Raw genomic sequence first — 26,130 nt, 5'->3', positions numbered from 1 at the left:
ATCGTCGCCTTGGTAGGCCGTTACCCCACCAACTAGCTAATGCGCCGCAGGCCCATCTGTAAGTGATAGCTTGCGCCATCTTTCCGTATCTCCTCATGCGAGGTGACACCCTATCCGGTATTAGCATAAGTTTCCCTATGTTATCCCAGTCTTACAGGCAGGTTGCCTACGTGTTACTCACCCGTCCGCCGCTAGGGTCCGAAGACCCTCGCTCGACTTGCATGTATTAGGCACGCCGCCAGCGTTCGTCCTGAGCCAGGATCAAACTCTCCAATAAAGTTGAGTTGATTCTAAACTTCAAAACAGTTTTGCTTGGCTAGTGATTCTATCTAGTTTTCAAAGAACTATTCTATCAAGTCGCTCTCGCTTGTGTGTTGTTGCCTTGAGGCGACTTTATTAATATAGCACAGGCGATTCAGAAAAGCAACAGTAAATTTTTATTGAAAAAGTTCACTTTCGCTGAAACGACCGGAAGATCATCGTAACACAATTATCTAACCGAATTCAATAGAAAATCAAGGAAATACTGTTTAATAAATACTACTATCTTTTTTACATAAACAAATCGTTAATTGAAATCAGAAAGGACTGCCCACATGTTGCGGATTATCAGTTACAACATTCATAGCGGAAAAGACTTCTTTTGGAGAAAACGGCTAAAGGCAATGGCAACGACCCTTGTAGAGCTAAAAGCTGATGTTATTTGTCTGCAAGAAGTTCATCAAAATAAGCGATTTGGTTTTCAAGCGGATTTTTTTCAAGAGGAATTGGCTATGAAATCCGTTTTTTCACCCTCTATCCCTTTCGAAGGAGGAGGTTATGGAAATGCACTTTTTACAAATTTAACACTTGAGGAAGTGGTGATGAAAAAACTGCCCGCCCAAATCGAAGGGAGAAGCCTCTTGCAAGTAAAGCTGACAAAAGAAGCTTCCCGTTTTCATATCTGGGCTACTCACTTAAGCTTGGATAAGAGAAGTCGAGAATTGCAGATGCGATATCTTTCGAATGAAGTGAGTATGCAATCAGAGCCGCTCCTGCTTCTTGGCGACTTCAATACAACGAAGCTAGCGTTGCCAAACAACTTATCGGATGCAGCCAAAATTGTCGGTAAAGCCTTGACACCAACTGTCCTCGTTCCACCGTTACGATTTGATTACATCTTGGCTTCAGCCCATTGGAAGGTACAGGATTACCATGTAATTGATGTTAGATGGTCGGATCATCGGCCGATTCAAGCTACACTAACACTGTCTGATGGGTCAGTTCTTGAAGAATAAGTGGTTTGAGATCGATTAATCTAACTGGCTGTCGGATCGGTTGCGTGGCACCAACCACGAGAAGAGGGACAAGCGAATCTTGCCTGTGCAAGGAACCATGACTTCCCCCATTCAGATGGGTTGGGGAACAATCACTTTTGAATTCGTACATGGGAGCAGCCGTAATCACGATCAGGGGAATCTCCTGGGAAAACAAACTTCCGTAAAGCCTTGAGAGCGCATCCGGATAATTGTCAAACCAGATCGTTCCTTGAGTATCTTGTTTCAAGTCTAAGACGTCCCAGTTTCCCGAGATACTCCATGTTTGTCCGTAGCAATCTTGATAGGGACCTTGTTTCGTGAACGAAAGAATTTGTTGTGTAGCTGTGCTCATTACACAAGCTCGTTTGTCTTCCTTCCATGCGATCAAATCGATTCGTGTTTCCGAAGACAGGCTTCTAATGATTCGGTTCTGCAAATTTTCATGAAGCGGATAAACGTAAGTCATCCGTTCATTATTACATATCACAATTTCATGGTGTTCACGAAGCTCTTCACCCAGTGGATAAATCGAAAAGTCGGCCAGTAATTGTTCTAATGGGATATTATGATCCTCAGTAGGGCCAATTAATGTCTGCCCGTGATCAGATATCACCAAGATGATATTGCGCTCAATTGCTTGCTGCCAGGAATCAAACGAGTCCAGAAAGCGTACAAATTGCTGATCCACATCCTCCAAAAAGCTCTCCGCCTCTGCTGGGTCTTTATGTAGCATATGATCATTATCAGGAAGATAGACAAACGTAAAATCAGGCTGCTTCCCGCTTTTTATCACTTCCAGCAACACGTCAATCGCATACCTGTCATTAATGCCTAAGGACTCCATAGCAGAATGAGCCCAGCTCCACGGGGATTGGCGAAAGATTGCGGGAGAAACGAGCTTTCCTAAGCTCATAATACTTGGGCCACTCACCTTCTCCTTCAAACAAAAGTTCGTTGCCATGTTCAACACAGTGGGAAGCTTTGGCGTATAATATTGATGCCCTCGGTGTGCGATTACATTGATGGATCCCGCGGTGAGTCCACGTTCCTCTATTTCTTCATAAATGGTTTTGATTTTTTTACTAAGGTGTTTTTCATTCAACCCATATAATACGTTGTGCGCACATTTATCCAAGCCGACCGCCATAACAGGGGACATTCCATTGAAGTAATTCACGATGGTTTGCTCTTCTGGATCATACCACACAAGACCTGGTACTTTATGCACATCCGGGTATTCTCCAGTTACAATTGAACAGTCAATGGATGCGGTCATCGTAGGAAATACCGTCACACAATCACGGATATATTGCCCATGGTCCATTAGAAACTTTAAGGCTCGCGTTTTTTCTTTGGCCACACAACTTTCCAGGACAGCTGGCATCATGGCGTCAACGAGAAACATGATGATTTTTTTCACAGTTCACCGCCCCACTCTCGATTTCTTGTACTTTTTAGTCTTGGCGAAATGCTCGCTTCTATTCGCAACGGCAATAATCACCAGTGATTCTCATTGGGTGCCGATCGTGTAAAAAAAAAAGCCCTTACCTTTTAAAAAAGGCAAGAGCTCTCTGTTAACTTACTTGATTGACAAATAACTGAATCACATAATCGCTAAGACGCTGCATTTCTTCACTGGATTGCTCGCTTGGATTGATTACCCATTTAAACATGGCGCCTTCGTAAAAGGATACCAGTAGCTGGCTATGGCTCCACAAATCAATATCCCCTTTTATCTGCCCCGATTCTTTGGCAAGAAGAAATTGACGGTAGATATAATCCAAGCGCTCTCGATGAATTTTGACGAGAAAATTCTGCAATTCGGGATACAAAAAAGTCAAAGACCAGATTTCTCGATGAATTCGATTTTCCACGAGCGCTTTCAAGCTGATTCCAATTGCTTCCCGAATTCGTTCAAGTGGATCATTGAGCTGATTCAGGTTATGAAACGTAATGTTAGACACCTTCTGATGAAAATGCGTCGCGACTCGGATGAGCAATTCTTCTTTATTCTTGAAATACCAGTAAAAAGAACCTTTGCTGACCCCAATCTTTTCGCAGATTTTGTCAATGTGGACCCCAGTCACGCCGTCTGTATTAATGGCATTCGTGGTTTCCATGATAAAAGCATCGATTAATTCGGGCCTTGCCTTTGGCATCCTTTTGGCTTCCTTTCTTATTTGGCTTGATAGCTCAGAGCAGTCTGCCCATCAGAAGAATGAAGACTCATTTGTTTCCCTAAATAAGGAGCTAGGTTTATATAGCCGTCACCTTCTAATTCTGGTTTGCCAAGCAAGCTGGCCAGAACTCCTTTGCGAATGCTTACCCCTTGTTTGCCCTTCTGAAAAATCGGCGATGCCGAATAGAAATCCACACCGTTAATGGAGATGCCCTCGCCTAGAATCTCGCGAATGTCAAAGCGTTTGACGTCCAAAGAGCGAAGAGCCTCGATGACTTGGGCTGTATCATCCTTCACCACGATATCGGGAGTAAGTCCGATATGATTCACTTCCGTATGTTTCGGTGTGAAGTACTCTTGCAAGGTGATCTTCAAGGCATTGCCATCTTCAAATGGAATAATTTGTTGAGCGACTCCTTTACCAAACGTCTTGGAGCCAACCAGCTTCGCCTTTCCATTGTCACGAAGGGCACCACTGAGCAATTCGGATGCGGAGGCTGTTCCTTGGTTAACCAAAATGCGTACAGGGAAGTCGACCGTACGTCCATTATGAACCCACGTCTCAATTTGAATACCGCTTCGGTCCTCTGTATACATCAAGAGCCCATCTTCCATGAATAGACTCGCTACATCTCGAGCGGCAGACAAATACCCTCCGCTATTGTCTCGAAGATCTATTATCAACCCTTGAAGTTGTGGATTTTGGGACATGATCTTGTTTAAACCATCGCGAAACTGAGTTCCCGCTTCCGAACCAAAGGTGGTTAAACTAATGTATCCGATTGACTGCTGGAAGCGCTTGGCGGATACCTCCGGCAAGACAAGAGCCTCCCGTGTGAGCATAATGTCCATGTTCTTTTTAAGGGAAGGTCTGTAGATGTGAAAAATGGCTTTCGTCCCTTCCTCACCTTTTAATCCCTTATAGACCTCCTCGAGCGTTTTACCACTCAATCGAAAGCTGTCTACACTAAGAACAATGTCCCCTGTCTTCATCATCGCTTTGGCCGCCGGAGAATCCGGTATGACTTCTTTTACGGCAAATTCCCCATTCACGATACGGAAACGAACCCCAAAACCAACAAACTCATTTTCCACAGCTGACTGGAAGCCTTTCAGCTGTTCTTTTGAAAAATAATTGGTGTAAGGATCGTTCAATGTATCAATCATCCCGTCAATGGCCCATCGATTCAGCTCGTCCCAATCCAACCCTTGTTTGGTGTGCCAGTCTAACAATCTGGTTTCCAACTCGCCCATGGTGTCATCCTCCGCGACACTTGTGAGCGTGATGTGTTTGACTTTGGCTGCCTCCTCCGTTACTCCCTTTAGGGCTCCTTTAACCAGTTGAGGTTCTTGGGGACGACTCAGATGATTTTCTGTTAAAAACTGGTAGACCTTCTCTGTCGGTTCCAGCGGAAAAGTCTCCGCGGCTTGTACGTTGGAAATACTAAGCAATAACACACAGAGGGTCCCAGCTATACTTTTGGTCCAAAATTTCATGGATTGTTCACCGTCCCGCTTACAGCCTCTTTTGGTAGACGAATCGTTTGATCGTATGGCTGGTATGATTCATATCCCACGTAGGCGACATATTCTTGGGTATAGGTTTCCTCGTAGCGCCATGTACGAGAGTGCAGCATTCCTGACTTGCGATCAATATAATATTTCGTGATAAAAGCAGGAATATCCTTAACTGTCTGGATGTTTAGCTTTTCCTGATTGATTCGATCTTGCAGCTTTTTGCCAGGAATCCATTCGGTTATGACGTCGTAATCGCCAATGGTTTGCAAGGAATAACGCGCGCCCAACCGTTGAAGCCTGAAATCAACATCTTGCTTTTGGAGCCATTCATGGACATAGTCCATCTTGCTCTCTTTTGGCCCGCTCCACTTATTTTCGTCGAAATCGTACGAATAGTAGCGCTGGGCTCTATTATCGGAATACATCTCAATCTTATCGAAGACGAGCTTTTCAGGAGATTTATAATATCCGTTAGTGTGTGTAATTTGTGATCGGTTGTCCACCTGATCCGTATAGTGAAAGAGATAACCGCTTAGATTCGATTCTCCGGTTGCTTGATAGCCTGGAATGGCATCCAGTTTTTGCATGGCGCTCTGGAGTTTGTCAGCGTATTGTTTTTGCTGGTCAAGCATTTGCATCTCATCTTGGAGCGTTTGATACAGATGTTGATTTGCGATTGTATTCTCTTCTGTCTTCAATCCTTCAACCATCTGTTTGGCTTGATCGATATGGTTGGTCGCAATGAGATAATAGACAGCATTCAGTACAGCAGATTTATCACCTTTTATGGCTTGATAACGAGTGATGGCCTCCGGAACTTTACCGCTTCTGGTTTCCAGAGCTGCAAGATAAATGGCAATCGTTTCTTTGCCCTTTTCATCCAGTTTATCCTCGTAGGAAAGCAGTTTGGTTAGAACCTCTTGAAAAACCGAAGGGTCATTGGGCTCTATTTGCAGGGACAAATCATATAGATTGGCAGCAAGCAAACGAAGCGTCTCTTGGGATTGCTTGTCTGGTTTCAACGTCAGGTATTGATCCAGCGCAAGGAAGGCATGGACAAGGTTTTGAGACAAAGGCTCGTATTGATTCCAGCTTAAGTAATATTGAACGCCAAGCTGGTTCGAAAAATTGGAGTTTGCCAGCTTCTGCAGTTCCTCGAAGGTTTTCTTCTCATCCTCATGATCCGCGATCAAATTCACGTTGTTGACGTACGTATTTTCTGCATCTGTGAGGGTACTTCCGTAATCTTCAAACAAAGGATAAATCTCCGTAATTTCTGGAACTAGCGGAAATTTGGAATTATTGTAATCCAAGAGAGGTAGAATCGGATGCTCTTGCAGATACTCGTTCAATCGATTTACGACGACAGCCGCTTCTCCACGTTTCAACTTGCCATCGAGGGAACCGGTAAACAGCCCCCATTTATGCATAAGCTCCTCTGTGGATTGATCCTTCTGGTTGACGATGAACAAACGCATGAGATCAGCCGCTTCCGAACGAGAAATCGGCTCTTCAGGATGCAGCTTCTCAGTTGGGAAAATTCGTTGAAACGCGTGATCCCCGAAAAGACTGTCGTATACGAGCGCAACCCGTAAAACCGATGGATATACCCAGGTCATACGATCAACATCCGTGTAAGGGAGGTACGGCTGACGAAAACCATCTCCCCACCCGATCTCATCTTCTTCCGTTAGCAAGGTAAGGGAAAATAAATCTTGCTCTGATTTCAAATAGCATCGGTCAATCAATGTCAAAAACTCTCCGCGTGTCATATACCGCTCAGGCTGGAATTGTCCCGTTTTACCCATTCCTGAGATGAGCCCGTTTTCTTGGTTTTCGAGAATCGCTTTTTTTGCCCAGTGATTCTCGATATCTGTAAAAGTCGTTTTCGATGGCTCATTCGCTTTCGCTACGCCAGGGAACGTCAGCACGGCGCACAACAGGAATGCAGAAACAGTTTGTACAGTCTTTTTAGACGAGAATCCGCCCACATTCGTCACAATAAACCAATCCTTTCGCCCGACGCCATTCATCTACTTTTGCAAGTGACAACGGAAGAAAACATCCCGTGCACATTTTTCTTTTTACTTCCACTATCGGATTCTTTTTGTTTTCTTTTATGCGGTAATATTCGGCAAGATGCGCTTGCTCAAGTTCTTGCTCCAAGCGAACCCGCTCAAATTGTTGCTCTGAGATTCGCGAGTCCAGTTCAAAGCGTGTCCCTCCCGCTTCCTCCTGAAACCGTTCGTACGCCTTTTGCGCCATCCACAACTCCTGTTCAGCCAACATTCTTGCGATTTGATCATCCGGGGTGTCGGTTACGGGCAGCGCCTCCAGCTTGGAAGTCAGCTGTTGAATCGTATTCACATGTACTTGTTCCTGCTTCGTTAGCTCGTCGAGTTCTTGATTGGCGTGTGCAATCGTCTCGTTAACCTTATGCCATTCGAATAGCTTCTTCGCTGGCAGCATCCTATTCACCTACTTCATTCACGATCAGACTCATCTAGACAATAAACTTGAACGGGTCTGTATGTATTGTTGAGGAAATCACTTCTGTCTCGCTGCCAGCTTCCCGAAGCTTCTCGATCAAATAGCTGGCCACCTTCTGCTTCATGATTTTCTCGATGTTATGTCCGGCATCAATGATGTGAAGGCCATCCGCTTGAGCGTCATGAGCCATATGGTAGTAAACATCACCTGTAATCATAACGTCTGCCCCGCGGAATTTTGCTTTTCCAAGGTAGGAATTACCGTCTCCGCCGACAACCGCTACTTTTCTCACCTTCGCATCAAGCGGTCCTACTACCCGAAGTCCGGTAAGCTCAAAGCGTTCTTTTACCAAAAGGGCTAGTTCATGAAGGGTCAAAGATGAAGGTAGCTTGCCAATTCGACCGATCCCTAGCTTCTTACCAGGCAGATCCAACGAATAAATGTCATAGGCGACCTCCTCGTAGGGGTGAGCCTTCTTCATCGCCTGAATCACCGCGTTCTGTCTAGATGCTGGCAAGACAGTCTCCAAGCGTACTTCCTCAACACGCTCCAGCTTGTCAATTTCGCCAATGAATGGATTCGTTCCTTCCCCAGCCATGAAGGTTCCGGTTCCCTTCGTCTGGAATGTGCAATGACTATAATTCCCGATAGCGCCAGCGCCAGCACGAGAGACCGCCTGAAGCACTGCCTCCGCGTGATCAACAGGCACGTAGACAACCAGTTTTTTGAGTGGATCGTGGGTATGTTCATCCAACACTTCCACGTCCGTCAACCCAATAGCCTCAGCCAGCCAATCATTAATGCCGCCTTCTGCTGTATCCAGGTTGGTGTGAGCCGTGTAGACGGCGATATCGTGTTTGATCAGCTTCTCGTACAGTTTGCCGGCAGCAAGATCAGTTCGGAGGTGCTTCAGCGGACGAAAAATAACCGCATGATGAGCAATAATCAAATCGACCCCTTCCGCAATCGCCTCATCAACGACCTCATCAAGGACATCCAGCGCGATCATGATCTTCTTCACTGGTTTTTGTACTGTGCCGATGTGCAGACCGATTTTGTCGCCTTCCATTGCCAAATGCTTGGGGGCTAGTTGTTCGATGTATTGGATGATGGTTTGTCCATTTGCAAGCATTGAATCACCTCATTAAGCCAATTGATTTCTTGTTGTACTTCTTGCAGTCGTTCTTGTGTCTCGGCACGTTCGGATTGAGAAATCTGTGTTTGAATTTTATGCCACTTGTCGCGTTCTCTTTCTAATTTTTTCAAAAGAACAGGAGATTTCTCTTGCCAGAGCATTGGTCCCAAACGCATAAGTTCTGATTGTGAACGGGATTGATTCCGATACGGAAGATCCGGATCTCCAAGATCAGCTACCAAAACCTCGTAAATAATCCCATCCTCCTCCAGAATTCGTTCATGAACCAGTTGCCATCCGTTAGCAATCAACCACTTGCGGACCATATCTTCTCCTACGTTCGGCTGAAGAATGAGGCGGCTAACACCTTCCAGTTTCTCTTTGCCCGCTTCCAGAATCGAAGCGATTAACTGGCCCCCCATTCCTGCAATACATACCACATCTACTTCGTTCTTATGTATAACGGCTAGCCCGTCTCCTCGGCGAACCGAAATCCTGTTGGTCGCTAGAATTGATTCTACCTGTCGCTTGGCGGCAAGGTAAGGGCCTTCGTTCAACTCCCCAGCCACTACCGATGAAGCGATGTTATTGAGAACCAGATAGGAAGCAAGAAGAGCGTGATCAGAACCGATGTCTGCCACTTTCGCCCCCTCTGGGCAATAACTCGCAATGGTTTGTAATCTGTCTGAAATCATTATGGATGCCATGTGTTTTTCACCTTCCGTACCCTCTATAATATCCTATTTGGGGGGAAAAGCCCAAGAAAAGACTTCGTCTCTTTTCGCTCTGTGGAAGTTCGCAATGAAGTTTGAAAGTCCGCTCTCTCAATCCGAAAGGGAGTCGCCAAACGCTTCGCGCCCCTAAAGGGGTTGGATGACGACTCTTTTTCCTTTCTCCTTTCCTTCGCTAGGCGTCACTTCCAAGGAGGCTGTAAGTAGACGAAGTCTTTTCTTTACTTAGCTTACATAATAGGAAGAATTCCAATGACCTTACGTAGGTAATGTCTTTGGAATTCTTGATTTAACTAATGAAAAACCCCCTGCCTTTCTGAAAAAGACAGAGGGTTATCAATCTTAACAGCCAATCTCGCGCGCAATTACCGTACGAAGAATCTCGGAGGTTCCTTCCCCGATTTCCAACAAACGGGCATCACGGAAGAATCGCTCCACTTGATATTCACGCATATAGCCATATCCACCATGAATCTGGATCGCTTGATGCGTTGCATTCATCGCGATTTCAGAAGCGTACAATTTTGCCATAGCCGCTTCCTTCGTAAATTTGCGTCCATTATCTTTCAACCAGGCCGCTTTATAGACCATCGTACGAGCTAATTCAATCTGCATCGCCATATCAGCCAATTTGAACTGAATAGCCTGATATTTGGAGATTGAGTTCCCGAACGTTTGACGTTCCTTTGCGTATTGCAGGGCCTTGTCGTAGGCCGCTTGAGCGATCCCTACCGCCATTGCGCCAATTCCAATTCGCCCGCCATCCAAGGTAATCAGGAACTGCTTGAACCCTTCTCCTTCTTTTCCAAGGATGTTCTCATGCGGTACCGTGACGTCATCAATTACCAGTTCAGTCGTGTTGGAGCTATGCAGTCCAAGCTTCTCATAGTTATTGATGACACTAAATCCGGGAGCGTCAGTCGGTACGATAAAGGCAGTGATTCCTTTTGATCCCTTGGACTTATCCGTCACAGCGGTAAGCGCCAGGAATTTCGCATAGGAAGCATTGGTGATAAAGCATTTGGAACCATTAATTACCCATTCATTCCCCAACTGCACGGCACTGGTACGAGTTCCGCCAGCGTCAGACCCCGCATTAGGCTCCGTCAATCCAAAGGCTCCCATACTTTGACCCGAACAAATCTGTGTCAAATAGGTGCGCTTCTGTTCTTCTGTCCCAAATAACGAAAGCGGTGCTCCCCCCAGGGAAATATGAGCGGAATACGTAATTCCGGTCGATGCGCAGGCGCGACTGAGCTCTTCAGTTACCGTGGCAAAGCTAATGTAATCTGCGCCACCGCCACCGTATTCCTCGGAGAACGGTAGACCCAAGAGATTCAAATCAGCCATCTGTTTCATGATATCGGCAGGAAACTGCTTCGTTTTATCCCGTTCATCCGCTCCCGGAGCCACCACTTCATTCGCAAATTCACGGATCATTTTCTGCAACATTTTTTGTTCCTGATTCAAATCAAATTGCATAGACATACGTCCTCCTTCAAATTATTGAAAGCGTTTGCCAAAACACCATCCATGACTGAGCGCTTGCTCAGTTTGATTATTTACATTATACACTATTTTAGGATTTTTCGGAAAAATATTTTTTCAGAAAAAAGAAAAGACTTCGTCCCTTTTCCCCTCTCATCGGGGGACTGAAACGTCGCTCTGTGGAAGTTCGCAGTGTAGAAATTAAGGTCCGCTCTTTCACTACGAAAAGGGAGTCGCCAAACGCTGCGCGCCCCTAAAGGGGTTGAGTGGCGACTCTTATCCCTTACTCCGTTCCTTCGCTTTGTATCACTTCCAAGGAGGCTTCAAGTGGACGAAGTCTTTTCTCGATCGGGCTTACGCGAATGGAAGGAAAGTTCAATCACTTTACCTCTGTAAAGCAATTAAACTTTCCGATATTATAAAAAAGCTTCACCCTCTTTAAAGGCGAAGCCAGCGAAACCAGTATGACCGTGTAAAAAAGATAAAACCTGAATTAAGAAAGACCTTAATAAACAACAGAAGCTGGATGACGTCGTGTTTGGCAGTCGTTACATACAGCGAGGAAATCTCTGATCCATAAAAGTAGAAGAGTCCACAAAAAGCGAGGACGGATGCGATCTGACGATTTCGATCGCTGAGCAAAAATCCTAAACCAATCATTAAGATCGCGATTGGCACCCAGTATAATTCCGCCATCCACCACGTGTAATTTCCTTCTAGACGATCAGTCGTCACATAGCCGTATAGCAGACCAAATCCCAATATTCCGATGTAAAGCAAATACGAGAACCTGAAAATCAGCCCATTGATACACCATAACAGACAGATTAAGACCATAAACAACATAAAAGCCGTCCGAGAAATGTTAAATTCCCTGATAAAATAACTACCTGCCAATATCAACAAAATGAAGGACAGCGAAAGAAAAATATGCGTAAGGAACGGCGATCTTTGTCTAAATATTACGGCTAACATGTACAATATCAGGATAAAAATGGAAGAAGTGGCAATTTGCATTAGTGGACTAAAACCGCTAAAATGAAAAGCAAGCAAGATCAATCCAGCTATCAGAACTGCTCCAAGGAGCCAGTACCCTACCATTTTCCACGAGATAGAAGGCTGAATGACGACTCCATTCTCAAGGTACGCATAGTTGGAAGCGATTTCTTCATTACCAGTTCCTTTTAAACTTCCTCTCCCATAAGATGCGGTTGGAGCAGACTGATTGGTGACTATACTCCCCTTGTTCGATGAGAAAAAGCCTTTCTTCTTTTTGGGTGGTTGTCGATCGTGTTCTCCTTCACCTTCTGTATAGAGGTTTAACAAAAAAATACAATAATGCTCTGGTAATAGATGATTTTTTCTCCAGTTTTCAATTTCAGCGATGATGATCTTCTTTTTCTGATCACTCAAATGTTTTTCCTCCTTGATACAGCCGACAGCAACACGCTATCTGAAAAAGAAACGCCTACGCAGCGTAGAAAAGCAAAACGTAGGCGAATCCAACACTTATTCTTTTTATCGGCTATTCAAGAAAATCTTTTAAGCGTTTGCTGCGACTTGGATGACGAAGTTTGCGAAGTGCTTTGGCTTCAATTTGGCGAATCCGCTCACGAGTAACGCCAAAGACCTTCCCTACCTCTTCCAACGTACGTGTACGACCGTCGTCTAGACCGAAACGCAAGCGAAGAACATTTTCTTCACGATCCGTCAGTGTATCCAGAACATCTTCCAATTGCTCTTTTAACAGCTCATAGGCAGCGGCGTCTGATGGAGCGAGCGCATCCTGGTCTTCGATAAAATCGCCAAGATGCGAATCGTCCTCTTCCCCGATCGGCGTTTCCAATGATACAGGTTCTTGAGCAATTTTCATGATCTCCCGTACTTTTTCCGGAGTCAGATCCATTTTCTCCGCAATTTCCTCTGGAGCAGGTTCGCGACCGAGCTCTTGCAGCAGCTGGCGGGAGACGCGAATCAGTTTGTTGATGGTTTCTACCATATGCACCGGAATACGAATCGTTCTCGCTTGGTCGGCAATCGCACGAGTAATCGCTTGACGAATCCACCAAGTTGCATAGGTACTGAATTTATAGCCTTTGCGGTAATCAAACTTCTCTACCGCTTTAATCAGACCCATATTTCCTTCTTGAATCAAATCCAGGAACAACATTCCGCGTCCGACATAACGTTTGGCGATACTGACAACCAGTCGCAAGTTCGCTTCAGCCAGGCGGCGTTTTGCTTCCTCGTCCCCTTGTTCAATCCGTTGCGCCAGTTTGATTTCTTCTTCAGCAGAAAGCAGAGGAACGCGTCCAATCTCTTTTAAGTACATCCGAACAGGGTCGTTGATCTTAATCCCAGGCGGTACGGAGAGATCATCATAGTCGAACTCCTCGTTGTCCTCATCCTTAATCATCATCTCATCGGTATCTTCTTCGTTGTTGGATACTTCAACGCCTTGATCCCCGAGATATTCGAAAAATTCATCAATCTGGTCAGAGTCTTGATCAAATCCAGAAAGTCGCTCCATAATTTCCTTATAGGTAAGTGAACCTCTCTTCTTGCCAAGTTCAACGAGTTGTTCTTTTACCTGTTCAATTGATGAAGCTTCCATGTCTGAAGTGATGTTTTGTTTGTTCATCTACTTTCCCTCCTTCCCCGGGAATGTGTATGGATTCTACCCTTCTTTTAAAGCATTTTCCAATTCAACAATCTTCATCCCTACGATGGCAGCTTGCTTGGCGAGCTGTTTACATGCATCTTCGTCTTCGGCCATTGTCGTCTGCATGTTTAACCTGCGTTGTTCTTCACGCAGCTGTTCCAACTCTAAACGCTTGGGGTAGTTGTTCACTTGTCTGATGTAGTCACCGATCTCTTGTTCAGTTACGTTCACGTTGTGCTCCATCATGGCCAATCCCGAGGCTAATTGCTTACACTTTCCATCTTCCACATAATGAATAAATCGTCCTGGGTCCTCAGTGTTCCCTTCCGCATAATAGGCAAACAAATAAGCGGCTAAAGCGTTATGCTCATCAACTTGAAACTCAGCTGTACATTCACGTTGTACCCGATCAGCGACGGTTTGATCTCGCATCATGTAGTACAATAGCATGCGCTCAGCGTTCAAATGAGCGGGAAGTAACGATTTGGTAGCCGTAAATTTGCCATTATTTATACTATTATTCCATGCAGGAGTAACTTTATCCCTTGGAGCATGGAATTTTTGTTGTTTGAACACTTTTCGTGATTCCAGTTTAATCGCATCAAGCGACAGGGAGAATTCCTCCGCCAGTTGCCGTTCATACATATCACGTTCCACGGCATTGCTTAACTGCGTAATAATTTGCAAAGCCTCTTGAATATATTTGGCTTGGTCACTTTCATCTTGTATTACGTGCTTTGAGCGTAAATGTTTCAGTCGAAACGCCGTAATCGGCATTGCCTGAAGAAGAACCTGTTGCGAAAACGCCTCCGAACCGTTCTGACGGATATACTCATCCGGGTCAATCCCTTGCGGAAGCGGAGCAACACGTACGGTACAGCCAACTTGTTGCATGAGGTCGATCGCTTTGGCTGTCGCTTCTTGCCCTGCGTTATCTCCATCATAGGAGATGATCACTTGAGCTGCGTTACGGCTGATTAATCTCGCTTGATATTCAGTCATAGAGGTTCCAAGTGTGGCTACTCCATTCCCAAAACCAGCTTGCCATGATGAGATGACATCTAGGTATCCTTCGTATAAAACGATTTGGTTTCGTTTTCTTGCGATAGGTCTAGCCCGATGGAGATTGTATACCAGCTTGCTCTTTTGAAACAGTGGAGTCTCAGGGCTATTCAGATACTTAGGTTGTCCATCCCCTAACGCCCTGCCACCAAATCCGACGACTTCTCCTTGAGTATCTTGAATAGGGAACATAATGCGCCCGCGATATCGATCATAATATCGTTCAGATTGCTCATTCACGGAGATCAGCCCCGCTTCTACCATCAAGGGTAGAGGGAACTCTCGTTTCTTCAAGAACTGTGTTGTAAAATCCCAAGAATCCGGAGCAAAGCCTATCCCGTATTCTTCGATGGTCTGGTCTGTAATACCGCGTTTTTTCAGATACCGTAATGCTTCCTGCCCATAAGGTGTAGCCGTTAAGACATGATGGTATAGTTTCGCCACGAGGCGGTGCGCTTCATACATTTGAACCTTAGAAGCGTTCTTGGAACCATCGTCCTTTTTCTGGTTAGGGAGCTCAATACCCGTACGACTGGCTACTCTTTGCAAGGCTTCCGGAAACGTGAGCTGATCAATCTGCATCAAAAAGCTAAACACATCTCCGCCCGCTTTGCAGCTGAAGCAGTGGTAAAACTGACGCTCGGGACTTACATGAAATGAAGGGGTCTTTTCCGAATGAAACGGGCAAAGACCAACTAAGCTTCGCCCGCTTTTCTTGAGTTGAACATATTCCCCAACAAGATCGACAAGATCTACTGAAGAACGAACACGATTTACAATTTCTTCCGAAGTGGAATTCATGATTGGTTTCCACCTTTTAGCCTGAGGCATTGGAACTACGAAATTCTTAACAGAAAATCACAATGGAGTAATTTAATTCGTCAAATTTCGGCAAAATCCTTCTGGAAAGTTTTTGTTTTTTTCTAATGTGCCACTCTTGCCCTCTTGTTAAACAAGATCGGCTTAAATCGCTACATGAAAAGGTTTGCTAAAGAAATTTCGACAGTTGGAGTCAAATTCCTTTTTCCTTTTTCTACTTTTTTGTATTTTTAATTTGATTATGTCGAATAATCTCCAGAATAATATTAGCAGTCTCTTCCACCGCTTTATTGGAGACATCGATGACCGGACACCCAATTCGATCGATGATCTTTTTGCAGTAATCCAGTTCCACTTTTATCCGGTCGATTGTCGCATAATTCGCTTGGGTAGTTAGGCCTAGCGCTTTTAAACGTTCTGAACGAATCCCGTTCAATTGCTCCGGTGTGATAATTAAGCCGATACAACGTTCTGGCGGAAGCTCGAACAGTTCTTCCGGCGGTTCTATCTCCGGCACAATTGGAACATTGGCTACTTTCAAGCGCTTATTGGCGAGATACATCGATAACGGAGTTTTGGAAGTCCGCGATACGCCGATCAATACGACATCTGCGCGCAAGAGACCACGTGGATCACGTCCATCGTCGTATTTCACGGCAAACTCAATCGCATCAACCTTGCGGAAGTATTCCTCGTCCAATCGACGGACTAATCCCGGTTTCCCTGTCGGCTGTATTTTCAGCGACTTCTCAAAAGAACTTAAAAGCGGTCCCATTATATCAATGACCGGAACCCCTGCATTTGCGGCCTTTTGCAGAATATAGGCCTTCAAATCGGGTACTACCACTGTAAAGACAACCATAGCATTCAGTTCTTTGGCCGATGCGATAATCTCGTCAACCGCTTCTTTGTCTTCGATATACGGGAACTTTTGAACGTGTATCGTACTCTGGTCAAACTGGCTGGCAACCGCTCTTACTACCAGTTCTGCCGTTTCACCGATTGAATCAGAAACGACATAGACAAGCTGTTCATCCTGATTGGGTTGCATTCGTTCCCCTCCTAAACAACAGGCTCTTGACCAAGTTCAACAAACACTTTGGCAATTGTTGTTTTGGTCACACGCCCCAATAATTCGTAGCTTCGCTGATCATCCTGTAGTTGTCTGACTACCGGCATTGAGTCAATTTGAAAATCAATCAGTTTCTTAGCCGCCTGGAATAAACTTTCCTCCGGCGAGCAGGTAACGATATTCGGCATCCGTGTCATAATAATACTGGTTGGAATATCCTCCAACGCCTTGTTCCCCAAGGAGGCGCGCAAGAGATCCTTACGAGACACGACCCCTGCCAAGTACCCTTTCTGATTGACTACGTACAAGGTCCCCACATCTTCAAGAAACAAGGTAACAATCGCGTCATAGACGGAGGCTGATTCTTGAACAACAATGGGAACGGCTTTGTAATCATTGACAATAAGCTTGTGTATCTGTTCACTCATGACTGAGTTGGCCGGCCTTCCCGCATAGAAGTAGCCGACTCGAGGCCTGGCATCGAGATAACCCGACATAGTCAAGATTGATAGGTCAGGACGCAGGGTAGCTCTTGTCAGATTTAGACGCTCGGCAATTTGCTCCCCTGTAATCGGTCCTTTATCCTTCACAATCTGCAGAATCAATTCTTGTCGTTTTGTCAGTTCGATGATGGATCACCACCGGTTCGTTAGCATTACTATCCCTAGTATTACTCTATCAATGCGTATTTTCCTGCAAATAAGTTAAGAAAAGCGAAAAAACCCCCGAAATTCAGAGGCTGGTGTCAACTTCTAACCTTAAAGCTTTTCCACCTGGTCAAGAAAATTCCTGCTTTTTAGCCGAAAATCCAAATGTTCATCCATAAATCGTCTAAGGACATGCTTCAATTGATTGCGCGTCGAATCCTTCACTTCAATCTCACCAAGTCGCTCGAGGTCAAATATCTGAAATAATCGCAATAATTTCCATACAGCGGGAGTTATCGTCATCGCATAAGGATCCTGAGAAAGACAATTCGGACAAAGAATCCCGCCCTGCGAAATACTGAATGAGTAAGGCTCCCGTTCTTCACCACAACTTGCGCAAACGTTAAGCTCTGGGCGAATACCTGCGATAATCAACATCTTACTCTCAAAAATTCGGCAAAGAATCTCAGGATCCCGTCCCTCATCCAGATATTGCAAGGTGAGTTGCAACAATTGAAACAGGTAGGGATTCGACTCTCGTTCGGACGTGAGCCGATCCAGGAGTTCCGACAGATAAGCAGCATAGGCGGTCTTCCACAAATCCTGCCTGAGATCCGAATAGGAATCGATTATGTCACCCTGGGTCAGCTCAGGCATTCCCGTTCCTGGCCCTTTTTTACACAAATAGTATCCGTAAGTAAAAAGTTGAGACACGGCAGCTAGGCGACTCTTAGGTTTTTTGGCACCTCGAGCCATTACTCCTATCTTGCCGTGTTCTCTGGTAAAAATGGTAATCACCTTACTTGCTTCTCCGTAGTCGACACTACGGAGAATAATGCCTTCCCATTTTACAAGCATGCAGTTGATTCACCCGCATCTGATGGTACAGATTCCAGTGGTTCCTCTTCCAAGAAGCCGACAGAGTCGGAATGCTCCCGATAGAGGAGGTATGCATGGATATCACCTGTTGAAGCGAAATAACTCCAAGAAAAGTTGCGAAGCATCGTGCAACATCCTTTCCATTTCGGATTTATCCACTTCCACTCTTAGAATCTGCCCGAATCTAGTATTCTATCCCTTGGAATTTTTAACACGAATAAACCTTATTCTTCGTCGTAAAAACCGAAATTGCGAAGCATACGTTCCTGATTGCGCCAGTCTTTTTTCACTTTGACCCAAATCTCCAGGAACGTTTTGTTGCCAAGCAATCGCTCAATATCGTGACGGGCACGCTTGCCAATTTCTTTGAGCATCTCGCCTTTTTTCCCGATCAGGATGCCTTTTTGCGAGTCACGTTCAACGTAAATGGCCGCATAGATGTACAAGGTCTGCCCATCGTCTCGACGTTTCATTTCCTCAACCGTAACGGCGATGGAGTGAGGTATTTCCTCGTGTGTGAGATGAAGGACTTTTTCACGAATCAGCTCAGCCACCACGAAACGTTCTGGGTTATCCGTTACCTGGTCAGCCGGATAGAACATCGGCCCTTCTTCCATCTCTTCATAAATGGAATCGAGGAGCGCTCCGGTGTTGTTTCCTTCTCGAGCTGAAATCGGAACAATCTGTTTGAAATCATACAACTTCCGATAGTCATCAATGATCGGAAGAAGCTGTTCCGGATGCACCTGGTCGATCTTGTTGATTACCAGGAATACTGGGGAATTCTTGACTTGCTTCAAGCGCTCGATAATGAAATCGTCGCCTGCGCCGCGTTTCTCTGTCGCATCCACAACAAACAGAACCAAATCCACCTCGTTTAAGGTGTTTTCCGCAATCTCCACCATATAGTTGCCTAATTTGGACTTAGGCTTGTGAATTCCGGGGGTGTCGATAAAAATAATTTGTCCGCGTTCCGTTGTATGTACGGCCCTAATTTTGTTGCGGGTTGTTTGCGGCTTATTGGACATAATCGCTATTTTTTGACCGACGATATGATTGAGTAAGGTTGATTTTCCTACATTCGGTCGTCCAACGATGGCAACAAAGCCAGATTTGAACGGTGCTTTGGTTTTACTTCGATTATCCACGTAAATCCTCCTTGGTAAATGCCCCTGGAAGAAGCTCTTTTACCGTTGTCACGGTGATATCTCCATGCAAGTTGGTCAGGATCACTTTCATGTCTGGCGGGCATAGTTCCACCATGACTTGACGGCATGCTCCACAAGGCGGGACAGGCTGATCGGTATCTGCCGCAACTGCCAACGCCTGATACTTCTGATCCCCCTCGGAAAAGGCTTTAAACAACGCTGTCCGCTCCGCGCAGTTACATAGCGGATAAGCGGCATTCTCAATATTGCATCCCTTGTAAACCTTGCCTGATTCACTTAACAAGGCAGCCCCGACGGCAAATTTGGAATAAGGTACATAGGCCATTTTTCTTGCTTCCAGTGCTTGTTGGATTAAATCCTGGTCGTTCATTTCGCACACCTCACTTATGTATCCCTCATTTCAATCTCCGGCAGGGCTGTTGAATCTCAGGCGGTCTTCTCACCGGAAATGACAAAAACGCAAGACTTCTTCAAAAGGTAGGTCAAAATATTGTACTTCTTTTCAGAGTACCAGCGCAAGCCATCCGTCAGTAGGATTCGAAGATTACATCAAAAGGGTTATTTTTTCCCATAAAGGCTTGGCAAACACACAACACCCAATAATCACCGCAAAAACCACCGACATCAGGACGGCTCCGGCTGCGACATCTTTAGAGATTTTGGCTTTCTCCTGCCATTCCGATGTAACAAGGTCGACCACAGTTTCGATGGCGGTATTCACCAGCTCCAAGGAAAGGACGAGTGAAATACAAAAAAGGACCAGCAGTACATCTCCACGCGGGATCTTGAGCCACCATGACAACAGGAGGACAATGAACGTAACCCAACCGTGGATTTGCATATTTCGCTGAGTCCTAAAGGTATATACAATTCCGCTCCATGCAAAACGAAAGCTTCGAATTAATCGCAGCCACTCTTTCAACGGAATTCCCCTATCTGGTCAAACCGATTTTGGCCAAAATTTCTTCTTGTCGTCCAAACATTTCTTTTTCTTCCTCTGGGGAACCGTGATCATAACCCAACAGGTGCAAGAACCCATGTACGGTTAAAAAGCCCAATTCACGCTCGAAGGAGTGCCCATATTCTTCCGCCTGTTCCTTAGTGCGGGGAATGGAGATAATGATATCCCCCAATGCATTCGGGAAATCATCCAGGTCTTCTTCATCGATAAAAATATCTGGCTCCCCTTCTGTGGACTCATTCATAGCGAACGAAATCACATCAGTGGGACGATCAACTCCGCGGTATTCACGATTGATTTCATGGATGCGCGCATTGTCGACAAGCGTGACGACCACTTCTCCTTTTACCTCTTCCAATTCCGCCGCGGCAATAAGGCAGCGCTTGATCAATTCTTCCTGCTGTTCAGTAAGGATTTCGGACTGTTCATTGATGACTTCAATCTCTAATGCTGCCACAACAACTTCCCTCATTTACTTTAATATTGGTGATGACTTGTTATTTAACTGATTTATTTATAGCCGTGATCTGCTTCCTCACGGGCGTAAGCTTCGATAATTTTTTGTACAAGCGAGTGGCGCACTACGTCAGATTCTTGGAAACGAATAAAAGCAATATCCGGAATCAGCTTTAGGATGCGCTCCGCTTCCCTGAGACCTGATTTCTTTCCTTTGGGCAGGTCAATTTGCGTAATATCGCCGGTTACGACCATCTTGGATCCAAACCCAAGTCGAGTCAGGAACATCTTGATCTGTTCAGGTGTGGTGTTTTGCGCCTCGTCCAAAATGACAAAGCAATCCTCCAACGTGCGTCCGCGCATATAGGCGAGCGGAGCAACCTCAATCAAACCGCGTTCCAGCATCTTGGCTACCTGCTCTGTCCCCAGCATATCGTACAATGCGTCATAGAGAGGACGAAGATACGGATCAACCTTCTCCTGTAAATCCCCCGGCAAAAATCCCAAGCTCTCCCCAGCTTCTACTGCTGGACGAGTGAGCACAATCCGTTTGACGCGACCGCTCTTTAAGGCATTCACAGCCATGACAACAGCCAGATAGGTTTTCCCTGTACCAGCGGGACCAATTCCAAAGACAATATCGTGTCGCTTAATCGCAGAAAGATAGTGCCGCTGTCCCAGTGTCTTGGCTCGAATAATTTTGCCGCGTTGCGTACGGGCAATTTCTTCGTCATACAGGTGCAGAAGCTCTTCCGCTTTATTCTGATCGGATAACTGCATTGCATACGATATGTCCCGTTCGGACAAGGTGATGCCGCGCCGAATCAGTTGGAGAAGAATGTCAAACAGCGCCGCCAATTTCTCCACTTCTTCTTTTTCGCCACTGATCGCTATTTCCCCACTTCTCGTACTTATCTTTGCATTGGTGCTTTGCTCGATTTGCTTGAGATACGTGTCATGTGGACCAAACAACAACAGTGCTTCGGATGCATCAGCAAATTGGATTCTTACCTCATCTTGAACGTGCAAAAGGTCTCCATCTCCTTACGATCAACTTAGTTGGGTTTGTCCGCTCCCTCGTTCGGGTCGGGCGGAAGTTGAGTAATCGGCTGTTCTTCGGCAATGTCTTCGATGACTGAATAATGAATACTCAAATAAACTTTACCATTCTCTTCTTTTGCGTGCAAAACTTTTTCTTCTTTGATCGTCGCATCTTTCCCAGCTCGCTTCAACACATCTTGACGGCCCATCTCTTTGGCAATTTCAATTGCCTTCTCCTGAGTCAACTGAAACTGCTGCTCCTCGACTTCTTGTCTAGTCTCTACCTTCCAGCCAAGCGGAAACTGGAACCCTTTGAACGAAAAATCATACTTCTCTTCTTTCGTATCAAAGTGTTGGAACGGTTGGATTCGAAACGGCCAGATTCGAACAGCGTAATTGCCAGCGCGTAAAAAGTGATTGTCTTCTGTCAGCCCCGTATAGGAGAAACGTTTTTGCGCGAGGGGAACCGTTACGTCCGAGAGATACCATACCTCCCCTTCCACCTTCCCTTGAGCAGGCACAATTCCCTGGCGCGTGTCATTGCCGATAATACCCGAGATTAATATCTGTCCTTTATTGACATACTGATTGACGTTGACCACAATCTTGCCTGCTTCTGCCAACACACTGTGAACCACCGCTTTTTTGCTGGCGACAAGATGACGGGGACTTAGCGCCTGCGGCTTTTCTTGCTTCTCCTTCTCCACCACCTGGATGATGGCCTTGGTTCCCTTGAGTTCCACACCAATCCACGAGGCTTCCGGGAGGGCTTGCAAGAGCTCGCGTTGCAAAGCTTGTGGTTCACTTAGTTTGACCTTCCACGCCCCTGGTTTAATCCCGATTTTTGCGGCAGCGAGATTTACTTCTGTGGGTGTCATTTTGTGGACGCCTATGACATCAACACTCCAAATAAAGCTGGAGAGCATGTACACTCCGAGAAAAAAAAGAATAAACCCGATAGCTAGTCCGGCGCGCAACCTCATTTTCACCAGCCAAAAGGGGAATCCTCCACGATGTAACACATGGCAGCGACAGCCTGTCTGACGCAGCAACGGACGCAGTCGAAAATAATCGCGAATCAAAATATCGCATTGGCCCACCTCCGTTCCTTGTCGTGTGATATTCCACAGATGCAAGCCATCTCGAATGGCAAGGTTGATCAATCGCTCAAACCTTTTGCCCCGAACGATAATCGTAACATGTCCTTCCATCCAGTCTCGCAATGTATTGCGCATGCGTACGTCCCCCTAAACCTTAATTACTGCTCCAAGAATTTCACTCCCGATATTCTCCCTTCGAGCAATACCTCTTCAGGAAGAATCGCTCGTATCACCAATTGTTCGCCAACAACCAGAAGTTGCCCGTTGGTTAGAAGCAAACGAAGTTCCTTATCACTGAAGTGAAGAACTCCGCGGTGGTTTTCTATATACATTTGCAAATGACCAATCATCGTAATACGCGGGACTTCTAGCACTACATCTTGGGGTAGGTCCAACACGCCCACAGCCAGTCGGCGCAGTCGGCGGCTCCATCGTTTCATCTACAAGCCCCCTTCTTGCTGGCGCAATGACGCCATTTACTTTCTCTTATAACCCTATGCGGGAAGGGGGCAAACTCATGCGCAATACGCAAAAAAACTCTGATCAAATAGACCAGAGTTTCTTTATAAAACTAATTACTGGCGGCGCCCTGGTGAATAGGGCTGCTTGGAACGAGGCGGCGAAAAAATAATCGACCACTTCATCGCTTCACGCGGATCAAGCTTCTGTGTTGAACGCTCTTGAGTCGTTTCTTTTGACTCAATTTCATGGAAGCGCTCCGCTGATACGCTCATTACTTCACTTGATTCTGTACTGACCTCTTGTGAAGGAGTAAACGGATTATCTAGATTTTCATCTAGGGGTGTGTCTGGTGTATAGGTCTGAGACGGTTCGTATGTCCCTCCTTGTCCCGCAGACGGTGTAAAAACAGGCGTGAATACAGGCCGCGGGATTGGACGACGGGAATTCTTTGGCTTCTTGCGGTTTTTACCAAAAAAGAGATATCCCAGAGCAACCAATATGACCGTCCCGAATTTACCGAATATGGCGAACACCAAACCCAAAAGGTCGAACAACAGGTCGAATACATCCATGGTATCCGCTCCTATCGTTTATCGTCTTCGATATCTTTAGCTATATCGTTCGTATGTCCAAAAGATTGACGCATAGAGGTGTCTGCTACAATATTTTGCAGGTTATAGTAGTCCATAACCCCTAGTTTGCCTGCTCGCAGCGCTTCGGACATGGCAAGCGGTACTTCCGCTTCTGCTGCAACTACATTGGCTTTCATCTCTTGAATCTTCGCTTTCATCTCCTGCTCAAGCGCAACGGCCATTGCACGGCGTTCTTCCGCTTTAGCTTGGGCAATTCGCTTGTCCGCTTCCGCTTGGTCGGTTTGGAGTTGCGCCCCGATGTTTTTACCTACATCTACATCGGCAATATCGATTGACAAGATTTCAAAGGCGGTACCTGCATCCAACCCTTTATTCAAAACAGTTTGGGAAATTCGGTCTGGGTTTTCCAGAACGTCTTTGTGCTCCTTGGAGGAACCAATCGTCGTAACAATCCCTTCACCGACACGGGCAATAATGGTTTCCTCACCCGCACCACCGACAAGACGATCGATGTTGGCGCGAACAGTTACTTTGGCTTTGGCTTTCACTTCAATCCCGTTCATAGCAACAGCTGCAACGATCGGGGTCTCGATCACTTTGGGATTAACGCTCATTTGTACAGCCTGCAATACATCACGACCCGCAAGATCGATTGCCGCAGCACGCTCGAAGCCAAGCGGAATCTCCGCACGCTGAGCAGCAACGAGGGCGTCTACGACACGGTCGACGTTACCTCCAGCCAAATAGTGACTCTCCAACTGATTCTCATCCAGTTCCAACCCTGCTTTTCTTGCTTTAATCAGCGGATTCACAATGCGGGCTGGAATAACTCGACGAAGCCGCATAGCGACTAGTGTGATAATACCGATTCGCACCCCCGAAGCTAATGCGGAAACCCATAACATTACCGGCACAAAAGAGAAAAAGATACTTAATACCACGATTCCTATTGCAATTAATAATATAACGGGAAGTAAGCCTGCATCCATTCGTTATCTACTCCTTCATATTCATTTCTTGCTCTTGCACGACGACACGGTTCCCCTCCACCTGTACCACAACGATAGGGGTTCCTGCCGCAATAAATCCACCTACACTCACCGCATCGACTCGATCCGTATGAATCCGAACGATTCCCGCTGGACGAAGCGGAGTTAACGCGATGCCTTGTTGATCGATTAAGCGACGTTGGTCTTTTGGAGCCACGTATCCTTCTGCATTGTGCTGTTCGGTTTGAAGAATAAACTTGTTCCAAAGTCCCCTGTGACCGAAGTATTTGGCCAAGACATACCCGACAATTACCGCGATGATGACAGCCATGCCTAGGGAAATCAACCCTTGCTCGGTGTTGTAAGCGGAGAGCACAATTCCAGTAACCAAGCAGACAAAACCAATGATTCCGATAATTGCACCCGGTAGAAAAATCTCGAGAATCATCAGCAGAATGCCTAACACAAACAATCCAATGTCAAGCCAGCTGGCAAACCCAGCAACGAAGTGACCGAAAAAGTAGAGTCCAAACGAGAGAATACTTATGGTTCCAAAAACTCCGAAGCCAGGAACAAACAATTCAACAACCATTCCTACCAACCCTATAATAAATAGCACACTCATCACAGCTGGGCTGGTAACGAATCGGGCTACTTTTTCGCTGAGTGTCGGATCAATCTCCTTCACTTCATTCTCATGAACACCTAAGAATTGATATAGCCCTTGTTTGTCTTTTACAATTTTGTCAGCATACCCTACTTCCAACGCTTTCGTCGCATCAAGGGAAAGCACGGACCCTTTGCTCTTCACACCAGGGATTTCCTTGTCCAGTTCGACCATCGCCCGAGCGATATCTGGATCGCGGTGATTCATCTTGGCCGCTCCAGCCATCATTTCTGACCAGGCTGAGATGACCTTGACCCCTGCTGTATTCCCTTGAAGGTTAATTGGCGCCGCTGAACCCATGCTGCTTCCAGGCGTCATCACAATTTGATTCGCATTGAGAGCGATGTACGTTCCCGCGGAAAACGCCTGATTGTCAATATAGGCAACCACCTTAGCCGGATTCTCTCGAACCATCCGCCCTATCTCGCCAGCCGCTCCTATCTCGCCACCTGGGGTGTCTATATCCAGGACGATGGTATCTGCTCCTTGCGCATGCGCTTCTGATAACGCTCGCTGCAAAAAGCTCTCCAACCCTCGCTCAATCCCCTGTTTCACTGGAATCACAAATACATGTTTGGAAGATTGCGCCTGTACAGCTTGCTGAAAGGGGACAAGCAGCAGACCTATTGCAAAACAAACGATTAGAGCCCAAGCACTTGTACGTATTAGACGACTTATCACTCTTATCCTCCTTTCCTTCACCAACTGGTAA

The 26,130-nt window shown here is 45.9% G+C and carries 26 protein-coding genes and 1 rRNA gene; 1 reads left to right on the top strand and 26 read right to left on the bottom strand.

Translation table 11 applies throughout. The features are described from left to right. Nucleotides 1-277, bottom strand: a 16S ribosomal RNA gene (locus ACQCN2_RS03530); the annotation flags it as partial. A 319-nt stretch (nt 278-596) separates the two neighbouring features. On the opposite strand from ACQCN2_RS03530, the gene ACQCN2_RS03525 reads away from it, so the two are divergent. Beyond that, nucleotides 597-1,277, top strand: a complete 681-nt coding sequence (locus ACQCN2_RS03525; protein WP_426927497.1) for an endonuclease/exonuclease/phosphatase family protein — start codon at nt 597-599, stop codon at nt 1,275-1,277. Here the strand turns inward: ACQCN2_RS03525 and ACQCN2_RS03520 are convergent. The 25 genes from ACQCN2_RS03520 to ACQCN2_RS03400 all read right to left on the bottom strand — a co-directional run bounded on the left by ACQCN2_RS03520 (nt 1,237) and on the right by ACQCN2_RS03400 (nt 26,099). Next, nucleotides 1,237-2,718 (bottom strand): alkaline phosphatase family protein, encoded by a 1,482-nt coding sequence (locus ACQCN2_RS03520; RefSeq protein WP_426927496.1) that lies wholly within the window; start codon nt 2,716-2,718, stop codon nt 1,237-1,239. The two genes, ACQCN2_RS03525 and ACQCN2_RS03520, sit on opposite strands and share 41 nt — an antisense overlap. A 154-nt stretch (nt 2,719-2,872) precedes the next feature. Continuing rightward, nucleotides 2,873-3,457 (bottom strand): TetR/AcrR family transcriptional regulator, encoded by a 585-nt coding sequence (locus ACQCN2_RS03515; protein ID WP_426927495.1) that lies wholly within the window; start codon nt 3,455-3,457, stop codon nt 2,873-2,875. Nucleotides 3,458-3,474: 17 nt separating this feature from the next. Then, nucleotides 3,475-4,974 carry a S41 family peptidase gene (locus tag ACQCN2_RS03510; protein ID WP_426927494.1) on the bottom strand — a complete coding sequence of 500 codons (1,500 nt, stop codon included), beginning with the start codon at nt 4,972-4,974 and terminating at the stop codon, nt 3,475-3,477. Continuing rightward, nucleotides 4,971-6,995 carry an S-layer homology domain-containing protein gene (locus ACQCN2_RS03505; protein ID WP_426927493.1) on the bottom strand — a complete coding sequence of 675 codons (2,025 nt, stop codon included), beginning with the start codon at nt 6,993-6,995 and terminating at the stop codon, nt 4,971-4,973. Before ACQCN2_RS03505 ends, ACQCN2_RS03510 begins: the two co-directional genes overlap by 4 nt. Then, a complete protein-coding gene (locus ACQCN2_RS03500; RefSeq protein ID WP_426927492.1) occupies nt 6,967-7,464 on the bottom strand; it encodes a C4-type zinc ribbon domain-containing protein in 498 nt (165 codons plus the stop codon). The genes ACQCN2_RS03505 and ACQCN2_RS03500 overlap by 29 nt, the downstream gene beginning before the upstream one ends. A gap of 34 nt (nt 7,465-7,498) precedes the next feature. Beyond that, nucleotides 7,499-8,617, bottom strand: coding sequence for a Nif3-like dinuclear metal center hexameric protein (locus tag ACQCN2_RS03495; protein WP_426927491.1), 1,119 nt, complete (start codon nt 8,615-8,617; stop codon nt 7,499-7,501). Continuing rightward, nucleotides 8,572-9,327, bottom strand: a complete 756-nt coding sequence (locus ACQCN2_RS03490; RefSeq protein ID WP_426927490.1) for a tRNA (adenine(22)-N(1))-methyltransferase — start codon at nt 9,325-9,327, stop codon at nt 8,572-8,574. Before ACQCN2_RS03490 ends, ACQCN2_RS03495 begins: the two co-directional genes overlap by 46 nt. Before the next feature lie 366 nt (nt 9,328-9,693). Continuing rightward, on the bottom strand, nt 9,694-10,833 hold the full coding sequence (locus tag ACQCN2_RS03485; protein WP_426927489.1) for an acyl-CoA dehydrogenase: 1,140 nt from the start codon (nt 10,831-10,833) through the stop codon (nt 9,694-9,696). 444 nt (nt 10,834-11,277) lie between these two features. Then, a complete protein-coding gene (locus ACQCN2_RS03480) occupies nt 11,278-12,252 on the bottom strand; it encodes a hypothetical protein (protein WP_426927488.1) in 975 nt (324 codons plus the stop codon). A gap of 112 nt (nt 12,253-12,364) precedes the next feature. Continuing rightward, nucleotides 12,365-13,480: an RNA polymerase sigma factor RpoD gene (gene rpoD, locus ACQCN2_RS03475; protein WP_426927487.1), complete on the bottom strand. Its 1,116-nt coding sequence runs from the start codon at nt 13,478-13,480 to the stop codon at nt 12,365-12,367. A gap of 36 nt (nt 13,481-13,516) precedes the next feature. After that, the gene (gene dnaG / locus ACQCN2_RS03470; RefSeq protein WP_426927521.1) at nt 13,517-15,367 is read right to left on the bottom strand and encodes a DNA primase; all 1,851 of its coding nucleotides are present in this window, start codon (nt 15,365-15,367) and stop codon (nt 13,517-13,519) included. Nucleotides 15,368-15,596: 229 nt separating this feature from the next. Beyond that, nucleotides 15,597-16,433, bottom strand: coding sequence for a pyruvate, water dikinase regulatory protein (locus tag ACQCN2_RS03465; RefSeq protein WP_426927486.1), 837 nt, complete (start codon nt 16,431-16,433; stop codon nt 15,597-15,599). 11 nt (nt 16,434-16,444) lie between these two features. Further along, nucleotides 16,445-17,077: a transcriptional regulator CcpN gene (ccpN, locus tag ACQCN2_RS03460; RefSeq protein ID WP_426927520.1), complete on the bottom strand. Its 633-nt coding sequence runs from the start codon at nt 17,075-17,077 to the stop codon at nt 16,445-16,447. A gap of 135 nt (nt 17,078-17,212) precedes the next feature. Then, a complete protein-coding gene (gene recO / locus ACQCN2_RS03455; protein WP_426927485.1) occupies nt 17,213-17,959 on the bottom strand; it encodes a DNA repair protein RecO in 747 nt (248 codons plus the stop codon). Beyond that, complete coding sequence (locus tag ACQCN2_RS03450; RefSeq protein ID WP_426927484.1) at nt 17,950-18,105, bottom strand: YqzL family protein; 156 nt, start codon at nt 18,103-18,105, stop codon at nt 17,950-17,952. The genes recO and ACQCN2_RS03450 overlap by 10 nt, the downstream gene beginning before the upstream one ends. A 99-nt stretch (nt 18,106-18,204) precedes the next feature. Beyond that, complete coding sequence (gene era, locus ACQCN2_RS03445) at nt 18,205-19,128, bottom strand: GTPase Era (protein ID WP_426927483.1); 924 nt, start codon at nt 19,126-19,128, stop codon at nt 18,205-18,207. Beyond that, entirely contained in the window at nt 19,121-19,519 is a 399-nt protein-coding gene (locus ACQCN2_RS03440) for a cytidine deaminase (protein ID WP_426927482.1), read from the bottom strand. Before ACQCN2_RS03440 ends, era begins: the two co-directional genes overlap by 8 nt. A gap of 174 nt (nt 19,520-19,693) precedes the next feature. Further along, a complete protein-coding gene (locus tag ACQCN2_RS03435) occupies nt 19,694-20,071 on the bottom strand; it encodes a diacylglycerol kinase family protein (RefSeq protein WP_426927481.1) in 378 nt (125 codons plus the stop codon). A gap of 10 nt (nt 20,072-20,081) precedes the next feature. Then, on the bottom strand, nt 20,082-20,582 hold the full coding sequence (ybeY, locus tag ACQCN2_RS03430; protein ID WP_426927480.1) for an rRNA maturation RNase YbeY: 501 nt from the start codon (nt 20,580-20,582) through the stop codon (nt 20,082-20,084). A 38-nt stretch (nt 20,583-20,620) separates the two neighbouring features. After that, complete coding sequence (locus tag ACQCN2_RS03425; protein WP_426927479.1) at nt 20,621-21,595, bottom strand: PhoH family protein; 975 nt, start codon at nt 21,593-21,595, stop codon at nt 20,621-20,623. Nucleotides 21,596-21,621: 26 nt separating this feature from the next. Continuing rightward, nucleotides 21,622-22,842 carry a sporulation protein YqfD gene (yqfD, locus tag ACQCN2_RS03420; protein ID WP_426927478.1) on the bottom strand — a complete coding sequence of 407 codons (1,221 nt, stop codon included), beginning with the start codon at nt 22,840-22,842 and terminating at the stop codon, nt 21,622-21,624. 23 nt (nt 22,843-22,865) lie between these two features. Further along, nucleotides 22,866-23,147 (bottom strand): sporulation protein YqfC, encoded by a 282-nt coding sequence (yqfC, locus tag ACQCN2_RS03415; RefSeq protein ID WP_426927477.1) that lies wholly within the window; start codon nt 23,145-23,147, stop codon nt 22,866-22,868. Nucleotides 23,148-23,282: 135 nt separating this feature from the next. After that, nucleotides 23,283-23,741, bottom strand: a complete 459-nt coding sequence (locus ACQCN2_RS03410; RefSeq protein WP_426927476.1) for a hypothetical protein — start codon at nt 23,739-23,741, stop codon at nt 23,283-23,285. Between the two features lie 11 nt (nt 23,742-23,752). Further along, nucleotides 23,753-24,751, bottom strand: a complete 999-nt coding sequence (gene floA / locus ACQCN2_RS03405) for a flotillin-like protein FloA (RefSeq protein ID WP_426927475.1) — start codon at nt 24,749-24,751, stop codon at nt 23,753-23,755. 7 nt (nt 24,752-24,758) lie between these two features. Then, nucleotides 24,759-26,099: an NfeD family protein gene (locus tag ACQCN2_RS03400; protein WP_426927474.1), complete on the bottom strand. Its 1,341-nt coding sequence runs from the start codon at nt 26,097-26,099 to the stop codon at nt 24,759-24,761. Between the last annotated feature and the right edge of the window lie 31 nt (nt 26,100-26,130).

The organism is Brevibacillus ginsengisoli, from assembly GCF_050113715.1.
GTDB classification, from domain to species: domain Bacteria; phylum Bacillota; class Bacilli; order Brevibacillales; family Brevibacillaceae; genus Brevibacillus_H; species Brevibacillus_H ginsengisoli.
This window is presented reverse-complemented; position numbering and strand designations above follow the sequence as displayed.

Excerpts from the sequence above, each read along its gene's own strand:
- ACQCN2_RS03525 (WP_426927497.1), top strand. The coding sequence starts at position 597 with ATGTTGCGGATTATCAGTTACAACATTCATAGCGGAAAAGACTTCTTT.
- ACQCN2_RS03515 (WP_426927495.1), bottom strand. The coding sequence starts at position 3,457 with ATGCCAAAGGCAAGGCCCGAATTAATCGATGCTTTTATCATGGAAACC.
- ACQCN2_RS03510 (WP_426927494.1), bottom strand. The coding sequence starts at position 4,974 with ATGAAATTTTGGACCAAAAGTATAGCTGGGACCCTCTGTGTGTTATTG.
- ACQCN2_RS03500 (WP_426927492.1), bottom strand. The coding sequence starts at position 7,464 with ATGCTGCCAGCGAAGAAGCTATTCGAATGGCATAAGGTTAACGAGACG.
- ACQCN2_RS03495 (WP_426927491.1), bottom strand. The coding sequence starts at position 8,617 with ATGCTTGCAAATGGACAAACCATCATCCAATACATCGAACAACTAGCC.
- ACQCN2_RS03490 (WP_426927490.1), bottom strand. The coding sequence starts at position 9,327 with ATGGCATCCATAATGATTTCAGACAGATTACAAACCATTGCGAGTTAT.
- ACQCN2_RS03485 (WP_426927489.1), bottom strand. The coding sequence starts at position 10,833 with ATGCAATTTGATTTGAATCAGGAACAAAAAATGTTGCAGAAAATGATC.
- rpoD (WP_426927487.1), bottom strand. The coding sequence starts at position 13,480 with ATGAACAAACAAAACATCACTTCAGACATGGAAGCTTCATCAATTGAA.
- ACQCN2_RS03465 (WP_426927486.1), bottom strand. The coding sequence starts at position 16,433 with ATGCAACCCAATCAGGATGAACAGCTTGTCTATGTCGTTTCTGATTCA.
- recO (WP_426927485.1), bottom strand. The coding sequence starts at position 17,959 with ATGCTTGTAAAATGGGAAGGCATTATTCTCCGTAGTGTCGACTACGGA.
- ACQCN2_RS03450 (WP_426927484.1), bottom strand. The coding sequence starts at position 18,105 with ATGCTTCGCAACTTTTCTTGGAGTTATTTCGCTTCAACAGGTGATATC.
- ACQCN2_RS03440 (WP_426927482.1), bottom strand. The coding sequence starts at position 19,519 with ATGAACGACCAGGATTTAATCCAACAAGCACTGGAAGCAAGAAAAATG.
- ybeY (WP_426927480.1), bottom strand. The coding sequence starts at position 20,582 with ATGAGGGAAGTTGTTGTGGCAGCATTAGAGATTGAAGTCATCAATGAA.
- yqfD (WP_426927478.1), bottom strand. The coding sequence starts at position 22,842 with ATGCGCAATACATTGCGAGACTGGATGGAAGGACATGTTACGATTATC.
- yqfC (WP_426927477.1), bottom strand. The coding sequence starts at position 23,147 with ATGAAACGATGGAGCCGCCGACTGCGCCGACTGGCTGTGGGCGTGTTG.
- ACQCN2_RS03410 (WP_426927476.1), bottom strand. The coding sequence starts at position 23,741 with ATGGATGTATTCGACCTGTTGTTCGACCTTTTGGGTTTGGTGTTCGCC.
- floA (WP_426927475.1), bottom strand. The coding sequence starts at position 24,751 with ATGGATGCAGGCTTACTTCCCGTTATATTATTAATTGCAATAGGAATC.